General features: G+C 56.1%; 11 protein-coding genes. 4 read left to right on the forward strand and 7 right to left on the reverse strand.

The features are described from left to right. Nucleotides 1-2: 2 nt before the first annotated feature. Together N430_RS05925 and N430_RS05930 are read right to left on the reverse strand one after the other, a co-directional pair. Entirely contained in the window at nt 3-2,069 is a 2,067-nt protein-coding gene (locus tag N430_RS05925; RefSeq protein ID WP_110634660.1) for an acetate--CoA ligase family protein, read from the reverse strand. Between the two features lie 279 nt (nt 2,070-2,348). Further along, nucleotides 2,349-3,281, reverse strand: a complete 933-nt coding sequence (locus tag N430_RS05930; RefSeq protein WP_110634358.1) for a GlxA family transcriptional regulator — start codon at nt 3,279-3,281, stop codon at nt 2,349-2,351. Nucleotides 3,282-3,388: 107 nt separating this feature from the next. On the opposite strand from N430_RS05930, the gene N430_RS05935 reads away from it, so the two are divergent. Together N430_RS05935 and N430_RS05940 are read left to right on the forward strand one after the other, a co-directional pair. Next, entirely contained in the window at nt 3,389-4,552 is a 1,164-nt protein-coding gene (locus tag N430_RS05935) for an acyl-CoA dehydrogenase family protein (protein WP_110634355.1), read from the forward strand. Nucleotides 4,553-4,675: 123 nt separating this feature from the next. Further along, on the forward strand, nt 4,676-5,341 hold the full coding sequence (locus N430_RS05940) for a helix-turn-helix domain-containing protein (RefSeq protein ID WP_158288783.1): 666 nt from the start codon (nt 4,676-4,678) through the stop codon (nt 5,339-5,341). A 152-nt stretch (nt 5,342-5,493) separates the two neighbouring features. On the opposite strand, the gene N430_RS05945 is transcribed toward N430_RS05940, so the two are convergent. From N430_RS05945 to N430_RS05960, 4 genes are all read right to left on the reverse strand, one after another. Continuing rightward, nucleotides 5,494-6,774: an OprD family porin gene (locus N430_RS05945; protein WP_110634348.1), complete on the reverse strand. Its 1,281-nt coding sequence runs from the start codon at nt 6,772-6,774 to the stop codon at nt 5,494-5,496. A 105-nt stretch (nt 6,775-6,879) separates the two neighbouring features. Continuing rightward, entirely contained in the window at nt 6,880-8,196 is a 1,317-nt protein-coding gene (locus N430_RS05950; RefSeq protein ID WP_110634345.1) for an MFS transporter, read from the reverse strand. Nucleotides 8,197-8,306: 110 nt separating this feature from the next. Then, on the reverse strand, nt 8,307-8,801 hold the full coding sequence (locus tag N430_RS05955) for a hypothetical protein (protein WP_110634342.1): 495 nt from the start codon (nt 8,799-8,801) through the stop codon (nt 8,307-8,309). Beyond that, the gene (locus tag N430_RS05960) at nt 8,798-10,786 is read right to left on the reverse strand and encodes an aconitase family protein (RefSeq protein WP_218278046.1); all 1,989 of its coding nucleotides are present in this window, start codon (nt 10,784-10,786) and stop codon (nt 8,798-8,800) included. Before N430_RS05960 ends, N430_RS05955 begins: the two co-directional genes overlap by 4 nt. A gap of 71 nt (nt 10,787-10,857) precedes the next feature. On the opposite strand from N430_RS05960, the gene N430_RS05965 reads away from it, so the two are divergent. After that, nucleotides 10,858-11,763: a LysR substrate-binding domain-containing protein gene (locus tag N430_RS05965; RefSeq protein ID WP_110634340.1), complete on the forward strand. Its 906-nt coding sequence runs from the start codon at nt 10,858-10,860 to the stop codon at nt 11,761-11,763. Between the two features lie 37 nt (nt 11,764-11,800). Here N430_RS05965 and N430_RS05970 read toward each other — a convergent pair whose 3' ends face one another. Next, entirely contained in the window at nt 11,801-12,709 is a 909-nt protein-coding gene (locus tag N430_RS05970) for a LysR family transcriptional regulator (RefSeq protein ID WP_110634337.1), read from the reverse strand. 131 nt (nt 12,710-12,840) lie between these two features. Here N430_RS05970 and N430_RS05975 point away from each other — a divergent pair, with 131 nt between their 5' ends. Beyond that, complete coding sequence (locus N430_RS05975; protein WP_371922762.1) at nt 12,841-16,395, forward strand: indolepyruvate ferredoxin oxidoreductase family protein; 3,555 nt, start codon at nt 12,841-12,843, stop codon at nt 16,393-16,395. Nucleotides 16,396-16,682: the final 287 nt, after the last annotated feature.

Genomic DNA, 16,682 nt, shown 5'->3' on the forward strand with positions numbered 1-16,682 from the left:
GGTTAAGATCTCCTGGTGTTGATAAGTGCGTCGACGGCGACGACACCCTTTCCGGACTCGAGTACCAGCAGCGGATTGATCTCGAACTCCTCCAACTGGGCCGAGTGCTTCACCGCGTAGTCGGCAACGCGTTTTACGGTTTCAATCAAGCTCTCAACGTCATAGGCCGACTGCCCGCGGAAGCCTTTGAGCAGCCGATAGACCGCCATTGATTGAAGGGTCCTGCGGATCTCATCCCGCTCCAGCGGAAGGATCAGTTGCTTGAATTCGCTAAGCAGTTCGACCAAAACCCCGCCAGCACCTAGGGTCAGGACCAGCCCGACGACTGGGTCTCGGTGGATGCCGATGATCATCTCGAGGTTTCTCTCGGTAATCATTTGCTCCACCAGATAGTTGCCATCGCCAATCCGCATTTTTCGAATAGCGATCTTGAGTGCATCAGCGGAGTTGATGTTGATCGCCACCGCTCCGGCTTCAGTTTTGTGAGCAACGCCTTGGGCTTTCAGAACGACTGGATAGCCAATGTCTTGCGCGACGTTCAGCGCTTGTTCTTCTGTCGACACGAGGCAACCTGCAGGGATGCGAATTTGCAGGCGCTCCAAGACTTTTTTGCCTTGGGCTTCCGTGAGGGCAAACGGCTGTGAGGCATCTGGGTGATTACCGATAATTTTGAAGCTGGAGTGCTGCCAGGCCACTCCGATCATGTGTGCAGCCTCGATGGCGGCCAGCGTCTCGTCTAGCCCGCTAAATGGCACGATCCCTAGAGATATCAACTCCTGGGCTATTGCCTCTGGCATGTTTTCCGCCATCGTTGCGGCAACGGCCAAGGGTGCGCCCGTTCTCTTCTTGGCCTCGATAACTGCATCCAGAGTGATACGCCAGTCAGCCGGACTACAGACGTCAGCGCGTGGAAAGTCCAAAATCAGGATGTTCAGGGCACATTTCCCGGACAGTACGACTTCGAAGGTATCGGCCATCTTGGAGAAGTTGTTCCACACGAAGGTATGGTAATCCAACGGGTTACTCAGTTTGACCAGCCCCCCCAGCACTTCTCGCAGGGAATTCCGTTGTTCGAGCGTCAGAGCAATAAAGTCGACGTTGCGTGATTCTGCCAAATCCGCAATCAGAGATGCCTCGCCTCCCGAGCAACTCATCGAGGAAATCCAGTTGGTTTCAAGCGCACCGTAGACATGAAGCAGCTTCAAGCTTTCCAGCAATTCTGGAATTGAATCTACGTGAGCAATACCCAGACGTTGAAGGAGGGCGGCAGACACCTGATGGTCCCCTGCAAGGGAGGCTGTGTGAGACAGCGTGGCTTGTTGGGCTGCATCAGACTTGCCCATTTTTAGCGCGACGATCGGCTTTTTCATTTCCCGAGCAAGGGCGGCGAGTTCTGCCAGGTCGACAACGTCGTCAAACCCTTCGATATGGAGCCCCAGCGCAGTCACGCGGGGGTCCAGCAAAACGGCCTTTGCAATGTCCGAAAGGCCAATTTGCGCCTGGTTGCCAACGGTAAGTGCATAGGCGATCGGAAGACCTCGCTGTTGCATGGTCAAGCTGATCGTAATGTTCGAGGATTGCGCGATAATCGCGACCCCCTTCTCACACTTGGCCAGCCCATGCTGGTCAGGCCACAACAGCGCGCCGTCCAAGATGTTGATAAAGCCATAACAGTTGGGGCCGAGGATCGGCATGTCGCCCGCGGCCGTCAGCAGATGCGTCTGCAACAACGCGCCGTCACCCACCTCCGCATCGGCTTCGGCAAATCCCGAGGCGTAGCAGACTGCCCCCCCGGCGCCAATTCGAGCGAGCTCTTCCACGATCGGAGCAGTGAGCAAGCGGTTTACCCCGACGAATACCGCGTCAGGTATGCCGGGGAGTTCAGCTACCGAGCGAAAACATGAGACACCGTTAACCTCGGTCTTACTGGGATGAACAGCCCACAACTCGCCTTTGAATCCAACCTTCTGACATTGTTCGATGACCCGGGCGGCTTCGGTGCCGCCGATCACGGCGATCGTCTGTGGCCGTAACAGTCTGGACAGAGATTTATGTTTCGACTCGCTCATCGGCATCCCCAAATTTGCGTCCATAGAATTGGCTGACCTGCTCGTGTCGGTACGCTTACAGAACATTCCGCTCAGCGAGATGTAGCGTCTGTACGCCGACAGGTTGGACTTCATGCTATGGGGGAGGGGAACGGCCCACTAAGATTCAGCAGACCAAAACTAAAACAAAACGGACATTGAGCGTTTGGTATTTGGACGTCACACGGCGCCGGAGCTGCCTTGACCTTAAACGGGTTGGGCCCCGCCAGCGATTACCGGAGTTACAGATGCTCCAATGGCTCACAGCGAGCGATCGCGCGTAGGCACTCTACCGAAATGTTTTCTATAGGCACGGCTGAGGCTTTCGCTGGCAGAGAATCCGCACATCAGGGCAATTTTCCCAACGCTCTCGTGCGAATTTCTCAAAAGGCTGCGCGCTCGATCGAGCCTCAGTTCTAGGTAGTAGGCCCGAGGCGACGTGCCCAGGTGACGCAGAAACAGGCGCCGTAGGTGCCAGTCGTCCCGTTCCAAGCGATCGGCGATAGCACTGATTGCCAGAGGAGCTTCAATGTTAGCGAGCATCATCTCAACCGCCTGTGCAAGCGTGCGGTCAATGCGGGGCAGTGACCAGTCACGGCCAAATGCGCCATCAGCCCGAGCAGATTGGAGAGGTTTGTAGTTGAGAACTTCCGCCACTCGCTTGGATAGTCTCTGAGTTGTGAAATGTCCTATTAGGGCCAGCGCCATGTCTATCGTCACCACGCCGCCGGCACTGGAGCAGCGAGTGCCCTGGAAGTCATAGAGACGATCAGAAAAGAAGCTTTCAGGGCGCCGTTCTTGAAACCCTGCCAATGCTTCATGATGGACCGCTGCCCGATGCCGCTCCAACAATCCGGCCTCCGCAAGCAGCAGTGCGCCTGTATCGACGCACCCCATGATGCAACCAGTACGTGCACGACGTCTGAGCCACTTGAGCACAGTAGGTGTGCTCATACGATCCGGCCCGTAGGAGGCGAGCACGATGACGGCATCGGTGACCGCTTCATCCAGTCCGCCATCGATCACTACCGAATGCCCGGAAGAGCTGCGGGGCGGCAGCCCATCGCTGCTCACGATCCTCCAGCAAAACACGGGCCGGAGGCTTTCCCGATTGGCAACTCGGAGTGGTTCAGTGATCAGGGACAACGACATCAAGGGAAAGCCCTCGCCAACGAGCAAGGTGATCGACTTCATGATTTTCGTCCGATGGAGTCATTAAAACGTGTTTTAGCGTCAGGCCCCTATCTTGGGGCCATTGATAAATTGGCCTCAAGCGAAAACACATCCAAGGGGGCCGACTGATGGATTTCAAGCTTACCCAAGAGCAGCAAATGCTCTTCGATACCGTGAGAAATTTTTGCGAGAAAGAGCTGATTCCTCACGAACATCTACTGGAACGAACCAACGAACTCCCACGCGAACTGGAACTCGAGATCCGTCATAAGGCAATGGCACTGGGCCTGCATGCTTGCAATTTCCCTGAGAGTGTCGGAGGGCTAGGGCTCGATTGTGTATCCTTCACCCTCGTGGAACGGGGCTTGTCACGGGCCTCCCTGGCTTTGGCAGAATGCGTACGACGGCCTTACAACATTCTTGCGGCCTGCGAGGGCGAACAGAGAAGCAACTTTCTCGAGCCAGTTATGCGGGGAGAGAAGCGTGAATGCATTGCGATGACCGAGCCTGATGCCGGGTCCGACCTCAAAGGCATGAAAACCCGAGCCGTGCGTGACGGTTCAGACTGGCTCATCAATGGCACCAAGCACTTTATTTCCAATGCCCGAATCAGTGACTTTGTCATTCTTTTCGCCGCCACCGGCGAGGAGCAAACCAGTCAGGGGGTACGCAAGCGGATCTCGTGTTTCTTAGTCGACCTGAACACGCCCGGGCTGCAGGTGGTGCCGGGCTACGAACACATGGGGCATCGTGGTTACTACAACGACATCCTCCATTTCGACAACGTCAGGGTGGGAAACTGGCAGATGCTGGGCGGGGAGGGGGAAGGTTTCGAAGTTGTCAATGAATGGCTGGGGCCCGGTAGGCTAACGGTGGCTGCGGTGTGCCAGGCCAGAGCTGAGCGCGCTTATGAGATCGCCGTCGACTACGCGGCACAACGTAAGCAATTTGGGCAGCCCATCGGCAAGTTTCAGGGCGTCAGCTTCCCACTTGCCGATATGGCGGTTGACATTCGCCTTGGCGATCTCCTGCTGATGAATACCGCGTGGCGGGTTGATCAGCACCCAACCACATCAGCCGAAGATTGTGCGATGGCCAAGCTGTGGTGCTCCGAAATGTTGGGGCGTGTGGCAGATCAGGCAATTCAGACGTGTGGGGGAATGGGCTTAATGGCTGACTTACCACTAGAGCGAATTTATCGGGATGCCCGGGTTGAGCGCATCTGGGAGGGCACCTCGGAAATTCAACGTCATATTATCAGTCGCCAGTTGATGCGACAGCGCGGTGCATGATTAGGCAGACCTTTAAGCGAAGGCCCGCGACTCAAACGGGCCTTTGCTTCAAAAAACATGCCCTTCATGGAGCTGATCTGTACACTTTACCGAATCCCGGCATCCACCTCGAGACTGATAACGGTGAAACTGGAAAACATCGATGTCGCTCTGCGACAAGACAGCTTTGGTTTCCGCCTCACGGAAACTTTCGAGCATAGGAAGCTGACCGTCAAATCGGTCAGTGCCGCGCTAGGGTTATCCCGTACTGCGGTTCATAAGTGGACCAAGGGTGGAGAAATAAGCTATGAAAACCTGCGCAGTCTCGCGAAGCTTCTGGACGTGAATTGGATATGGTTACGCTACGGTGATGAAGCCCTCTCGAGTGCGCAAGCGGCTGAGCCCATTGACCACCCAGTGACTAATCTTCGTCGTAGCTATATTGCTGAAATAATGCGCTCCGAGGAGTTAATGCGGTCAGCATTGGAGGCCACTGGTATTGTCGCTTGGGAATGGAATCTAGTTGCTGATGATTTGATCTTCTCTTCGAGCACGACCATGATTTTCGGAAGAGAGTTGAGCTCAATGGCCGATTTTCGGCAAAGCATCCCTGAAGCAGATCTTGCGACCATCGAGTGCATGTACGCCACAGGCATAGATTCCAATTCGGTTTTTGAGTATGCGCATCCGGTGCGCCAGCCTGACAAATCGGTACGATGGGTCAAGTCGTCCTCGAAAATTGTCCGCGATGCCAGCCGTAGACCGGTCAAGATTATCGGGGTTAGTAGGCGGGGCGAAGTGGCGGGTTGAATCCGGGGCGCCAGGGAGGCTTATGAAGGCCCTCAAGATTCTTGGCCAACCGGAATGCTGCTGAGGCCATCTTCGTAGTAATTTGACGATTTCCGCGCTCGTCCTCGCTCACACATCTACATCCGAAGAGGCTCATGCGAGGTCCTCCTACCTCAGAATTTGAAGAGGTAGCTGAGAATCAGCCGATTCTCGTCTGCGCTATCCGTGTAGGTCGAACGATACGTCGCATTGCGCCAGCGGATCGAGAAATCCTTGAGCGGCCCCGACTGCACAATGTAGGTGATGTCCGTCGAGCGCTCCCATTCAGTGCCGTCGTCGTTCGACCTGCGCAAATTGGCCGCTTTCCTTCCGGACACTTGTTCAGGATCGACTTGGTCCCCTCGGACATACCTGGCCGTAAACGTGAGCCCAGGAATCCCAAACGCGACAAAATCGAGGTCGTACCTGGCATGCCAGGCCCGCTCATTCTCCATGCCGAACGTGCTAACCAGCATTTCGCTGAACAAGTAGGTATCACTTCCAGCAAGGTATGGGTATGCCGAAGCACCATGGCTTTTCTGGTAACCGCCACTGATCGTGTGAGAGCCGATCTTGTACCCCAGATTGGTGCTTAGTGTTCTGTTATCCACATTTCCGGCGATTGATCTTCCTTCATCACTAGCATCGAAATAGCGGATCTCTGTAAATGCCTTCCCCGATCCGATCGTCAGGCTGTACTGCAGCCCCAGGTAACCTTTGCGGTAAATGTCATCGAGAGTGGAGTGGTGAGCGCTCAGGATGAGACTTGACCCGAGCTTGTAATCGAGTCCCAAGTAGTCCATGCCGTCGCTGCTTGCAGAACCAGAAAACGCTCCCGACATGGACGTAATGGTCATGTCTTCAAAGTTCGAGGAGTCGCGGGCTTTTACTTTTTCGATGCGGCCAACGTATGCAGTGAGGTTTTCAATGTCGCTTGATGACAGCAGCGCACCATTGAAGACCTGGGGAACGAGTCGACTATAATTAGCCGCCAGCAGCGGCAAGGTGGGCATAAGGGCACCAACCTTGAACTCGGTAGTCGAGATTTTCACTTTGGCGGTTGGGGCCAGGGTCGAAAAATCATCGGCTGCGCGTCCATCACCCTGTTTTGGCAGCAGGCCGGTACCCGTGCGATCAGGACTTGAGTCGAGCCTGATACCCAGCATGGCAACAGCATCCAGACCGAACCCCACAGCGCCTTCTGTATAGCCGCTCTGAGCCCGAAGAATGAAGCCTTGAGCCCATTCTTCACGCTTCGATTGGGCAGAGGTGTCGCTACGGAAGTCCCTGCTGAAATAGAAGTTTCTGGCGTCAAGTGTCGCCTTGCTGTCGCTCAGGAAGTCGGCTTGAGAAACGGCAGGAATGGTTAGCCCCAGAAGTGATGTGAAAAGCGTGCCAGAGTATGTTCTTGTCATTATTGTCTCCAGTTGCAGACACGGCAGAGCACAGCACGCGGCGCTCGGGCCTGCGTGCTGACCAGTTCGGATACAGTGATGGGTGCCCTGTCGGGCACCAAAGGCTCAGGCGATCTTGCGATCGTTCGGAATGCCCCAAAGAATCAGGGCGACACAGATGAAGCAGAAGGGGGCCAATGCCAGCATACCCATGTAGGTATTGCCGGTAAGGTCGTTGATGTAGCCGACCAGTAGCGGTGCCACCATGCCACTCAACTGCCCGACGGTGTTGATGGCCGCAATGCCGCCGGCAATGGCTAGCCCGGCGAAGGCTGTCTGAGGAATGGTCCAGAAGATTGGAATGGCGATGAAAACACCTGCCGTGGCGAGCACCAGGAAAGCGGTCAGCAGGTAGTGATTGCCATTGAAATAGCACGCCGCGAAATAGCCGATACCGCCCACTACCATGCATTGCCACAGGTACCGCTTACGTTCGCCACGTGCGTCCGAGCGACGGGTAACGAAGATCATGCCAATGGCCGCCACAAGGTAGGGCAGAGCGGTGAGAAAACCTACCGCCACTTGGTTCTCAACCCCGGAAGAGCTGATCAGATGTGGCATCCAGAAGTTCAGTCCGTAGCCCGTCAGTTTGACCATGAAGTAGATCGCCGAGAGGATGGCTACCTCGCGTGTCAGGATGACCTTGAGCAAGGAGGCATGGATCGGTTTCGAATCCTTCTTGTCGTCGTCCAGATTGCGCTGGAGCAGGTCTTTTTCCGGTTGGGTGAGCCACTTGGCCGATTGGATATCGCGATCCAGCTTGAACAACACAATGACGCCCAGCAACGCGCATGGCAGGCCCGACAGCACGAACAGCCAATGCCATCCAGCCAGCCCCAGGAAGCCGTTCATATACTCCAGGATGACACCGGAAACCGGTGCGCCCAGGACACCGGAAAGGGGTATGGAGAGGAACCAGATGCCGTTCATGCTGGCCAGGTTCTTTTTCGGGAACCAACAGGCAAGATAGAACAATAGCGCCGGGCCAAAGCCGGCCTCCATGACGCCAATCAGAAAACGCAAAAAGTAGAGGGTGTACTCGTTGTAGGCGAACACCAGGCAGGCGGTAGCGAGCCCCCAGGAAACCATGATCCTGCAGATCCAGCTGGGCGCTCCGTATTTCTTCAGGCCGAAGCTACTCGGAACCTCGAACATCACGTAGCCGAAAAAGAAAATGCTCGCAGCAAATCCATAGGCGGCGTCGCTCAAGCCCAGCTCAGCCTGCATCTGAGTCTTGGCGAAGCTGATGTTGATTCGGTCGAAGTAGGAAAACAGAAAGCAGACTACCGTCAGCGGCAATATACGCCAGGCAATACGACGATATAGCAGCAGCTCTTGCACATCCGAAGCAACGTGGGTTGCTCCCTGGGTCAGGGTGGCCATACGCATTCTCCATAGTTGTATTTGTCGGAGATGTAGTTGGCTGATGAGGTCATCATCAGCCGCCAATCAGGTATTCGAACTCACGGTCAGAAAAGGCAGATCCGAGAGCTTTACCGCAACTTCAGTTCACGCTTGCTTAGCACCACACCGTCCTCGTCCGCATAGAGCCAGTCGCCGGAACAGAGGTATGCGCCACCTACCGACAAAGTGGCTTCAATATGTCCCCCTTGTTGGTTCATCGATCGCTGGGGCCAGGCACCAACAGCCAGCACCGGCAGCGCGATGCCAGCCAATGCGGTGCAATCACGTACATTGCCGTTTACCCATACGCCGCCCCAGCCGTTACGCAAAGCCTGGGCGGCCAGGTTTTCACCCAGCAGTGCTCGCGGATCGCTACCGGCATCGATGACAAGGACTCTCCCGTAACCTGGCTGTGCAAGCAGATCGCGAAGCTCGGCGTTACAACCGCGGGCCTCCAAAGTCATGATTTGTCCGCCAAAACATCGGAGCTTGCTGAACCAGCGCCAGGCGCCATGCAGGATTTGCACGTCGCCAGAGGCGACAAGCCCGGCATGCAGATCGCACAGATCGGCAGTACCCATCATGCGGTTGCCATTCCAGAGCCCACGGCTTTTCGCAGTGTCTCAAAGCTGGCGAGCTTGCCAAGCAGGGCGCTCGCTACGACGGTGTAAGGGCTGGCAAGCCAAACCTGGCCTGGGCCGGAGCGCCCGGGGAAGTTGCGGTTGATAGCACTCACGGTGACCTGATCGGCCCGTGTCGATGACCCAGGGCCGCAATTCGCGCAAGCACCGCAACCCGGCATGATCAGCTCCACTCCGGCTTTCTCGAAGGTCTCAAGATAACCCTTCTGCTGGCAGTAATCCCGGACTGCTAGGGTACCGAACTGCAAGTACAGCTTGGTGTGCTCAGGAATCCTCAAGCCACGATCGATACCCCAGGCAAGTACCTCGTGGTAGTAATCGAAGTCTTCTCGCTTACCTGCAGTACAGGAACCACCGTAGGCGATGTCGATCGAAACCTCGCCCTCGAGATCGCTGATCGCCAGGCCATTTCCCGGATCACCAGGCGCAGCTACCAGCGGAGCGAGCACATTGCAGTCGATTCTGATCTGCTCTTTGTATTCAGCCCCAGGATCGCTGAAGAGCCAATCTTCCAGCTCGATCTCTACGCCGCGGCGCTCTCGGATAAAGTCCACCGCCTTCTGATCAGGGATGACAATGCCGGTAAAACCACCCAGCTCGGCGACCATATTGGTCAATGTTGCGCGTTCATCAATCGACAGCGCGGCTACAGCCTCGCCGGAATATTCGAACACTGCACCAATGGCCTGGCCCTGTCGGATTGGCTCGCTGCGCAGAAGCTCAAGGACGATATCCTTGGCCGTTACACCTGCGCGCAGCTTGCCCGTCAGCTCAACCTTGATAACCTCAGGCATACGGCAACGGATGAAGCCTGTAGCCCAACTGTTGGCGATATCGGTAGCACCAGCGCCAAATGCGAGGCAGCCCAGTGCACCGGAGTGCGGTGTATGCGAGTCGGTACCTACCACGACCTGGCCGGGCAGCGCGTATTGCTCGGTCAAGAGGGCATGGCAGATACCTTCCGATCCACTCTGCCCAACCAGTGCACCATGGGCACGAACTGGATAACGTCGAACAAATTCGTCGTGGGCCGATGCGAGTCCACCCACCGCTGCCAGTAGGTTGTCGCGTACATGAGGGAAACTCTGGTTGGCCAGGATCAGGTGATCCTGGAATGCAATGATCTCGCTGGGTCTCGCTAGCTCGAGCGCTTGGCCAAATGCACCGTGCATCAGGTGTGCGCACATGCCCGTGAAATAGTCATGGCTGAAACGCCAATCGGCGGACAGGAAAACACCGTCCCCTCGTGCCAGATCCCCTTGGGGAGCGACGCGTCGTCGTTCAATGATCTTCTCTACCAGCGTCATCGGGCGTCGGTTGGCAGCGAGCGGTTTGAACACCCTCTCGGGATTGCGAGGCAAGTGCTGCTTGCTGTAAGGCAACAGCCCGCCAGCGCGAATTACTTCCTGAGTAACTGCATCGCGACCGGCCAGGAACTCTTCGAGGGCGATCTCTTCGCCTGCACGAATGCGATCAATGAGTGAGAAATCGGTCGACGTGTAGATGCCGATATTGTCGCAGTTTTGCCGATAAATCCGCTCAAAGCTCTCAGCGATGATCAACCGAATGCCTGCGGATTTCTCGGCCAGTGGGCTGGACTCACGTGAAGAACCTTTCCCATACCGCTTGCCGGCCACGGTGATCTCGAAGCCGCCGTTCCTCACCGCATCGTTGCCGATCGGTAGTTTTTCTTCCGTCTTGAAGCCAACGTAGGGGTAAGCGCCCAGGCGCTCGTCATACGTCATCATGACGACGACGGGCGTAATTTCATCAGTGGAAATGTTATCGCGCAGTGGCAGTGCAGCCTTAAGGTCTAGGTCTTCACCTGCAATTTGACGTTGCACGACCTCGCTGTCGCAGGATAAAAAAAGGAACCGGCCAGAAAAGCGTATTTTTGTTGTCATGATCATCTCCTCAACGAGGATCATGATAGGAAGCTATGCCTCAGGCCTGCCGCGATAATTCTTCTTGGCTGCCACGATAAAAATTCCGGTTACCTATGCACACGACTTGGCGTTACGACCCGACCACCCTGAGGCTCTTCATCGCGACCTGCGAAGAGGGAAGCTTTGCGAAGGCAGCTGAACGTGAATGCATGGGCGCCTCCGCAGTCAGCAAGCGCATCGCCGAGCTCGAAGAAGCCGTCGGCTCACCGCTGTTGTACCGATTCAGTAAAGGGGTTCAGCCTACGCCAGCCGGTACATGCCTGTTGGAGCATGCACAGCGATTGCTGGCTGAGATGCTCAAGCTGAGTGCCGACCTTTCGCGTTTTACCAGTGGTGAACGAGGACATGTGAGGATTCACGCAAATCGCTCGAGCATCATCCAGTTCTTGCCTGATGACTTGAGCAGCTTCCTGTCTGCTCACCCGCACGTGGATGTCGAGCTTGAAGAGCGCACTAGCGAGCAGGTCGTTGAGAACATTCTGGGTAACCAGTGTGATCTTGGAATCGGCGCTGGCCTGGAGTCGGCTGTCCAGGTTGGGCTGACTGTCCAGGACTACCACGTCGATCGTCTGGCGTTGGTGGTGCGGGAAGATCATGCATTAGCCGAGCGGGTCAGCATCGAGTTCGCTGAAACCCTGGCCTATCGGCATATTGCCCTGCATCGCGACAGCCCTCTATACCAGACCCTGGATAAAGCGGCCAAGGCCCGGCAGGCGACGATCAATTATGGTGTGCATCTTCAAAGCTTTGATGCGGTCTGCAGGATGATTCAGGGCGGGCTAGGCATCGCTGTCATTCCTGATCGAGCGGTCTGCGAGTCGCCAGAAGGGCCAGCGCTCGTCAGAGTCCCTTTGAAGGATGCGTGGGCAAGCCGTCAGTTTCATGTAGTCGCCCACCCACGCGAAATGCGCAGCGCTACCACCCAAAGCTTCCTGGACTTCTTGCAGACACTCGTGTGAGTGCTGCTCAGTAGCGCAGGCAATTTTCTTACAAAGCTTAGAGCTCGTTGGCCGAAATCAGAAACTGCTGAAAGGCTGACGCCACTGCGCTCAGTTCCCCCGCCCGCCAGATAAGGCCGAGCTCCATCGGCGGAATCACATCCGTGATCGGGCGTGCCTCGATTTTTCGCCCCTCCAATGACCAAGGTCGATACAGCATGTCCGACAGGATAGTGACACCGAATCCGTGAGCGACAAGCCCACGCAACGCTTCCATCGAAGACGTGCGAAACGCAACCTTGGGTTCCAGTCCAACCGAACGCCAGTAGCGCAGGGCTGAGGTTTCACCTTCGTCAACCGTGGCCATGATGTAGGCATGGTCAGCGATGTCGGAAAGCGAGATGGCTTGCGCGCTCATCAAGGGATGCTCAGTGGCCAGCCACAACTGTCGGCGGGTGCGCATGAGCACATGCCGTTCGAATGGCTGGACGTTGCCAGCGTTGGAGATGATGGTGAGGCCTAAGTCCAGAGATGCGTCGACTATTCCTTGCTCGATAGCAGGGCGATCCATGTCCACCAGGTCAATCTCGACTTGGGGGTAGCTGCGCTTGAAGCGGGCGAGCAGGGCAGGCAAGTAGTAGCCCAGTACCGTGTAGGACGCACCTATACGAACGGTACCGTGAAGTGAGTGACTGAGAAACGACGGCTGACTGACTGCATCTTGCAGTGTGTCGAGTATATGGCGTGCGTGCTGATGAAACTTGTGCCCCTCAGCAGTCAATTTCACCCCATGAGGCTGGCGCTCAAATAGCTGAACCCCCAGCAGTGTTTCAAGCTGACTGACAGCTGTGGTAATCGCCGACTGGGAGACGTGAACCTTCATGGCTGCTTGCGAAAACTGGCCGTGCTCCGCCGCCGCCACAAAGTAACGCAACTGCCGCATGGATATGTCGATTCTTGGTGACATTAGTTTTTCAGATACCTGGTCGCTGTTTTTATAAATTTACGATACCGCGCGCGCTTCATAGACTCCAGCCAAAACCGGGCAGCGCCTCCTCGACACGACTGCATCGGATGACAAAAACTGGAGGATTTACCGTGAGCGCACCTGTTCCGTCGCTGGACGACAAATACACCCTGGATACCGGCAAAGTGTTGATGTCCGGTATTCAGGCGTTGGTTCGACTACCCATGATGCAGCGTCAGAAAGACCTGGCTGCCGGGTTGAACACTGCGGGCTTTGTCACTGGCTACCGCGGTTCACCTCTGGGTGGTTTTGACCAAGCGCTATGGAAGGCTCGGGATCACCTCAAATCCCAGCACATCAAGTTCCACCCTGGTTTGAACGAAGACCTGGCCGCCACGTCGGTGTGGGGTACGCAACAGGTCAATATGTTCGAGGGCGCAACCTACGACGGTGTCTTTGGCATCTGGTACGGTAAGGGCCCAGGGGTAGATCGTTGCGGGGATGTGTTCCGCCATGCCAATGCTGCCGGGACTTCGCGCTTTGGTGGTGTCCTTGCTATCGCCGGTGACGATCATGGTGCTCGATCCTCATCACTTCCTCACCAGACTGAGCACATCTTCAAAGCAGTGATGATGCCGGTACTGGCGCCGTCGGGTGTCCAGGAATATCTGGACTACGGTCTGCATGGGTTTGCCATGTCAAGGTATTCAGGCTGCTGGGTTGCCATGAAAGCGGTGGCTGATACCGTTGAAAGTGGTGCCGTTGTCGATGTCAGCCTGGCGCGTGTCAACCCGGTCATTCCAAACTTCCCGCTGCCAGATGGCGGGCTGAATATCCGATGGCCAGACCCGCCTCTGGCTCAAGAAAAGCGCTTGCTCGAACACAAGCTGTATGCAGCCGCCGCCTATGCACGGGCGAATGGCCTGGACAAGGTGGTAATGGATGCGAAGGGCGCGCGGATCGGAATCATCACTTCAGGAAAATCCTACCTCGACGTATGCCAGGCCCTGAAAATCCTGGGCATTGATCAAGCCCTGGCCGCACAGATTGGGTTACGGGTGTACAAGGTCGGCATGGTTTGGCCGCTCGATGCCGAGGGCGTAAGGCAGTTCGCCGAGGGGCTCGATGAGATCATCGTGATCGAGGAAAAGCGGCAAATGCTCGAGTACCAACTCAAGGAGGAACTCTATAACTGGCGCGAAGACGTGAGACCTCGCATCGTTGGGAAGTTTGACGACAAAGGCGAGTGGGCACGGCCGCATACGGACTGGCTCCTGCCAGCCACCAGCGACCTGACGCCTGCTCAGATTGCTCGTGCAATTGCCAAACGCATCGTTCAGCACAAACCCATGGGCGAATTGCAGGTAGCGCTGGCAGTGCTGGAGGCCCAGCTTTCAGCCCAACACAGTTTTGCGACTTTGATGGATCGTGTCCCGCATTACTGCTCCGGATGCCCGCATAACAGCTCCACAAAAGTGCCTAAAGGGAGTCGGGCGCTGGCAGGTATCGGCTGCCATTACATGGCTGCCTGGATTTACCCTGAAACCAAAACCTTTAGCCAAATGGGTGGGGAGGGCGTGGCCTGGATTGGTCAGGCGCCATTCACTGACACCAAGCATGTTTTCGCTAACCTCGGCGATGGCACCTACTTCCATTCCGGGCTTCTGGCCATCCGGGCCGCCGTTGCGGCGAATGTGCCGATTACCTACAAGATCCTCTACAACGATGCCGTGGCGATGACCGGTGGCCAGCCGGTTGATGGTGTCATCACCGTGCCGCAGATATCTCGCCAGCTTGCTGCTGAGGGTGTGAAAAAAATTGTCGTGGTGACCGAAGACACTCAGCGTTACGCCGATATTGATGATCTTGCAGTGGGCGTACCTGTCCTGCGTCGGGACAAAATGGATGAAGTCCAGCGTGAGCTACGGGAGTTCGAGGGCGTCTCCGCGATCATCTACGACCAGACCTGTGCTGCAGAGAAGCGCCGTCGGCGCAAGCGTGGAAAATTCGCCGACCCAGCCCGTCGTGTGTTCATCAACGAGGCAGTCTGCGAGGGTTGCGGCGACTGCAGCAGTAAATCCAACTGCATGTCGGTCACAAGTGTCGACACCGAATTTGGTAGCAAGCGCCAGATCGATCAGTCGTCGTGCAACAAAGACTTCACGTGCCTCGACGGCTTCTGTCCAAGCTTCGTGACGATCGAAGGCGGATCAATCAAGAAGCCCAAGGCTTTAGGTAGCGACATAGATGAGCAATGGGTGCTTCCTGAGCCGGTCGTTGCATCGCTCGACCAGCCATACAGCATACTAATTACCGGAGTAGGGGGTACGGGTGTAGTTACCATTGGAGCACTGCTCGGCATGGCGGCCTTTGTCGAAGGTAAAGGTGCACTCAGCTTGGACATGGCGGGTATGGCTCAAAAAGGGGGGGCGGTCTGGTCGCATGTTCGAATCGCATCAACGCAAGAAGATCTCCATGCTCCGCGCATTGCCGAGGGTGAGACGAGCCTGCTTTTAGGTTGTGATCTGGTGGTGAGCGCAAACGCAGAAACCTTGTCCAAACTGCGTCATGGAGTCACTCAGGTCATCATCAACACCGAAGAAAGTCTCACGAGCGCCTTTGTGCGCCGGTATGCAGCTCAAGCTGAGAGCGGTGACCTGACCAAGAACCCTGATCCGTCGTTCCGGACTGGAGAAATGACCTCCCAGATTTTGCAAGCAACGGGTCAGGACAATGCGTCGTTCCTGGCAGGGTCGAAGCTGGCTACTGCCTTGATGGGGGATTCGATCGCAACCAATACGTTCATGCTCGGTTATGCCTGTCAGAAAGGCTTGTTGCCTGTGAGCGAAGCCTCTCTGATGCAAGCCATCGAGCTGAATGGTACAGCCGTTACGTTCAACAAAGCGGCCTTCCTCTGGGGGCGACGCGCTGCGGTCGATCTCAGCCGAGTGGAAGCCAGCCTGAGCAACAATCCGACGCGCAAACCACGCAGTTCAACGCTGAGCGAAGTGATTCGTCACCGTGTAGAACAATTGACCCGGTACCAGAACAGGGCACTTGCTCGCCGGTACGAGATGCGGCTGAACAACTTTGCTCAAGTAGAGACTAGGTTGTTTGGCCAGGCAGGTACGCTGACCGAGGCGGTCGCGCGTTACTACTTCAAAGTACTGGCGATCAAGGATGAATACGAAGTTGCGCGGCTTTTCAGCGAACAGTCATTCGTGGCGCAGCTAGCCGAGAATTTTGAAGGCGATTACAAGGTTCGATTTCACCTTGCCCCGCCTGTGCTCAAAAAGCGTGGCGTCGGCGACACGCTCCGCAAATCGAGCTATGGCCCTTGGATGCTCAAAGGGTTCCGCCTGCTGGCGCGGATGAAATTCGTCAGGAATACCTGGCTTGACCCCTTTGCGTACACACATGAACGAAAAGTTGAAATGGGATGGTTGCGAGAGTATGAGCTGTTGATGGATGAGCTGCTGGCTGGGCTTACCGCCAATAACCGTGAGTTGGCGGTGGACATTGCATCCATTCCGGATGCCGTGCGAGGCTACGGTTCTGTCAAAGATCGCTACCTTGCCAGCGCCAGGCACAACCTCAATCAGCTGCTGCAGCAATGGCGAGGGGAAAGCAACCAATTCCACGATGCGAGCCAAAAAAACAGTCGGATATCTGCGGTTCTGCTCTAAGTAGTGGGCACTTTACCCTGGATCACCTCGAAGGTGATCTAGACTATGGCTGGTCGGGAGTTGCAATCCGAGATAATGCAGCCGCGACAGCGGTGCCCCTAAGTGCCGCTTTTGCTTTGGACAGGCAGCGGAGTGATGGCTCACCTTCGTTCCTATGGAGACCTAATGAACGTGAGCAAATGGTTCAAATCCGCACTCCGGAGCAACCTTTTGAGGGCCTTCAAAACTCTAGGCCAACCCGAACTCTGCTGAAACTGCCCAACATCAACTTGCAACTCGTCACATCC

The organism is Pseudomonas sp. CC120222-01a (assembly GCF_003097235.1).
Lineage (GTDB): Bacteria > Pseudomonadota > Gammaproteobacteria > Pseudomonadales > Pseudomonadaceae > Aquipseudomonas.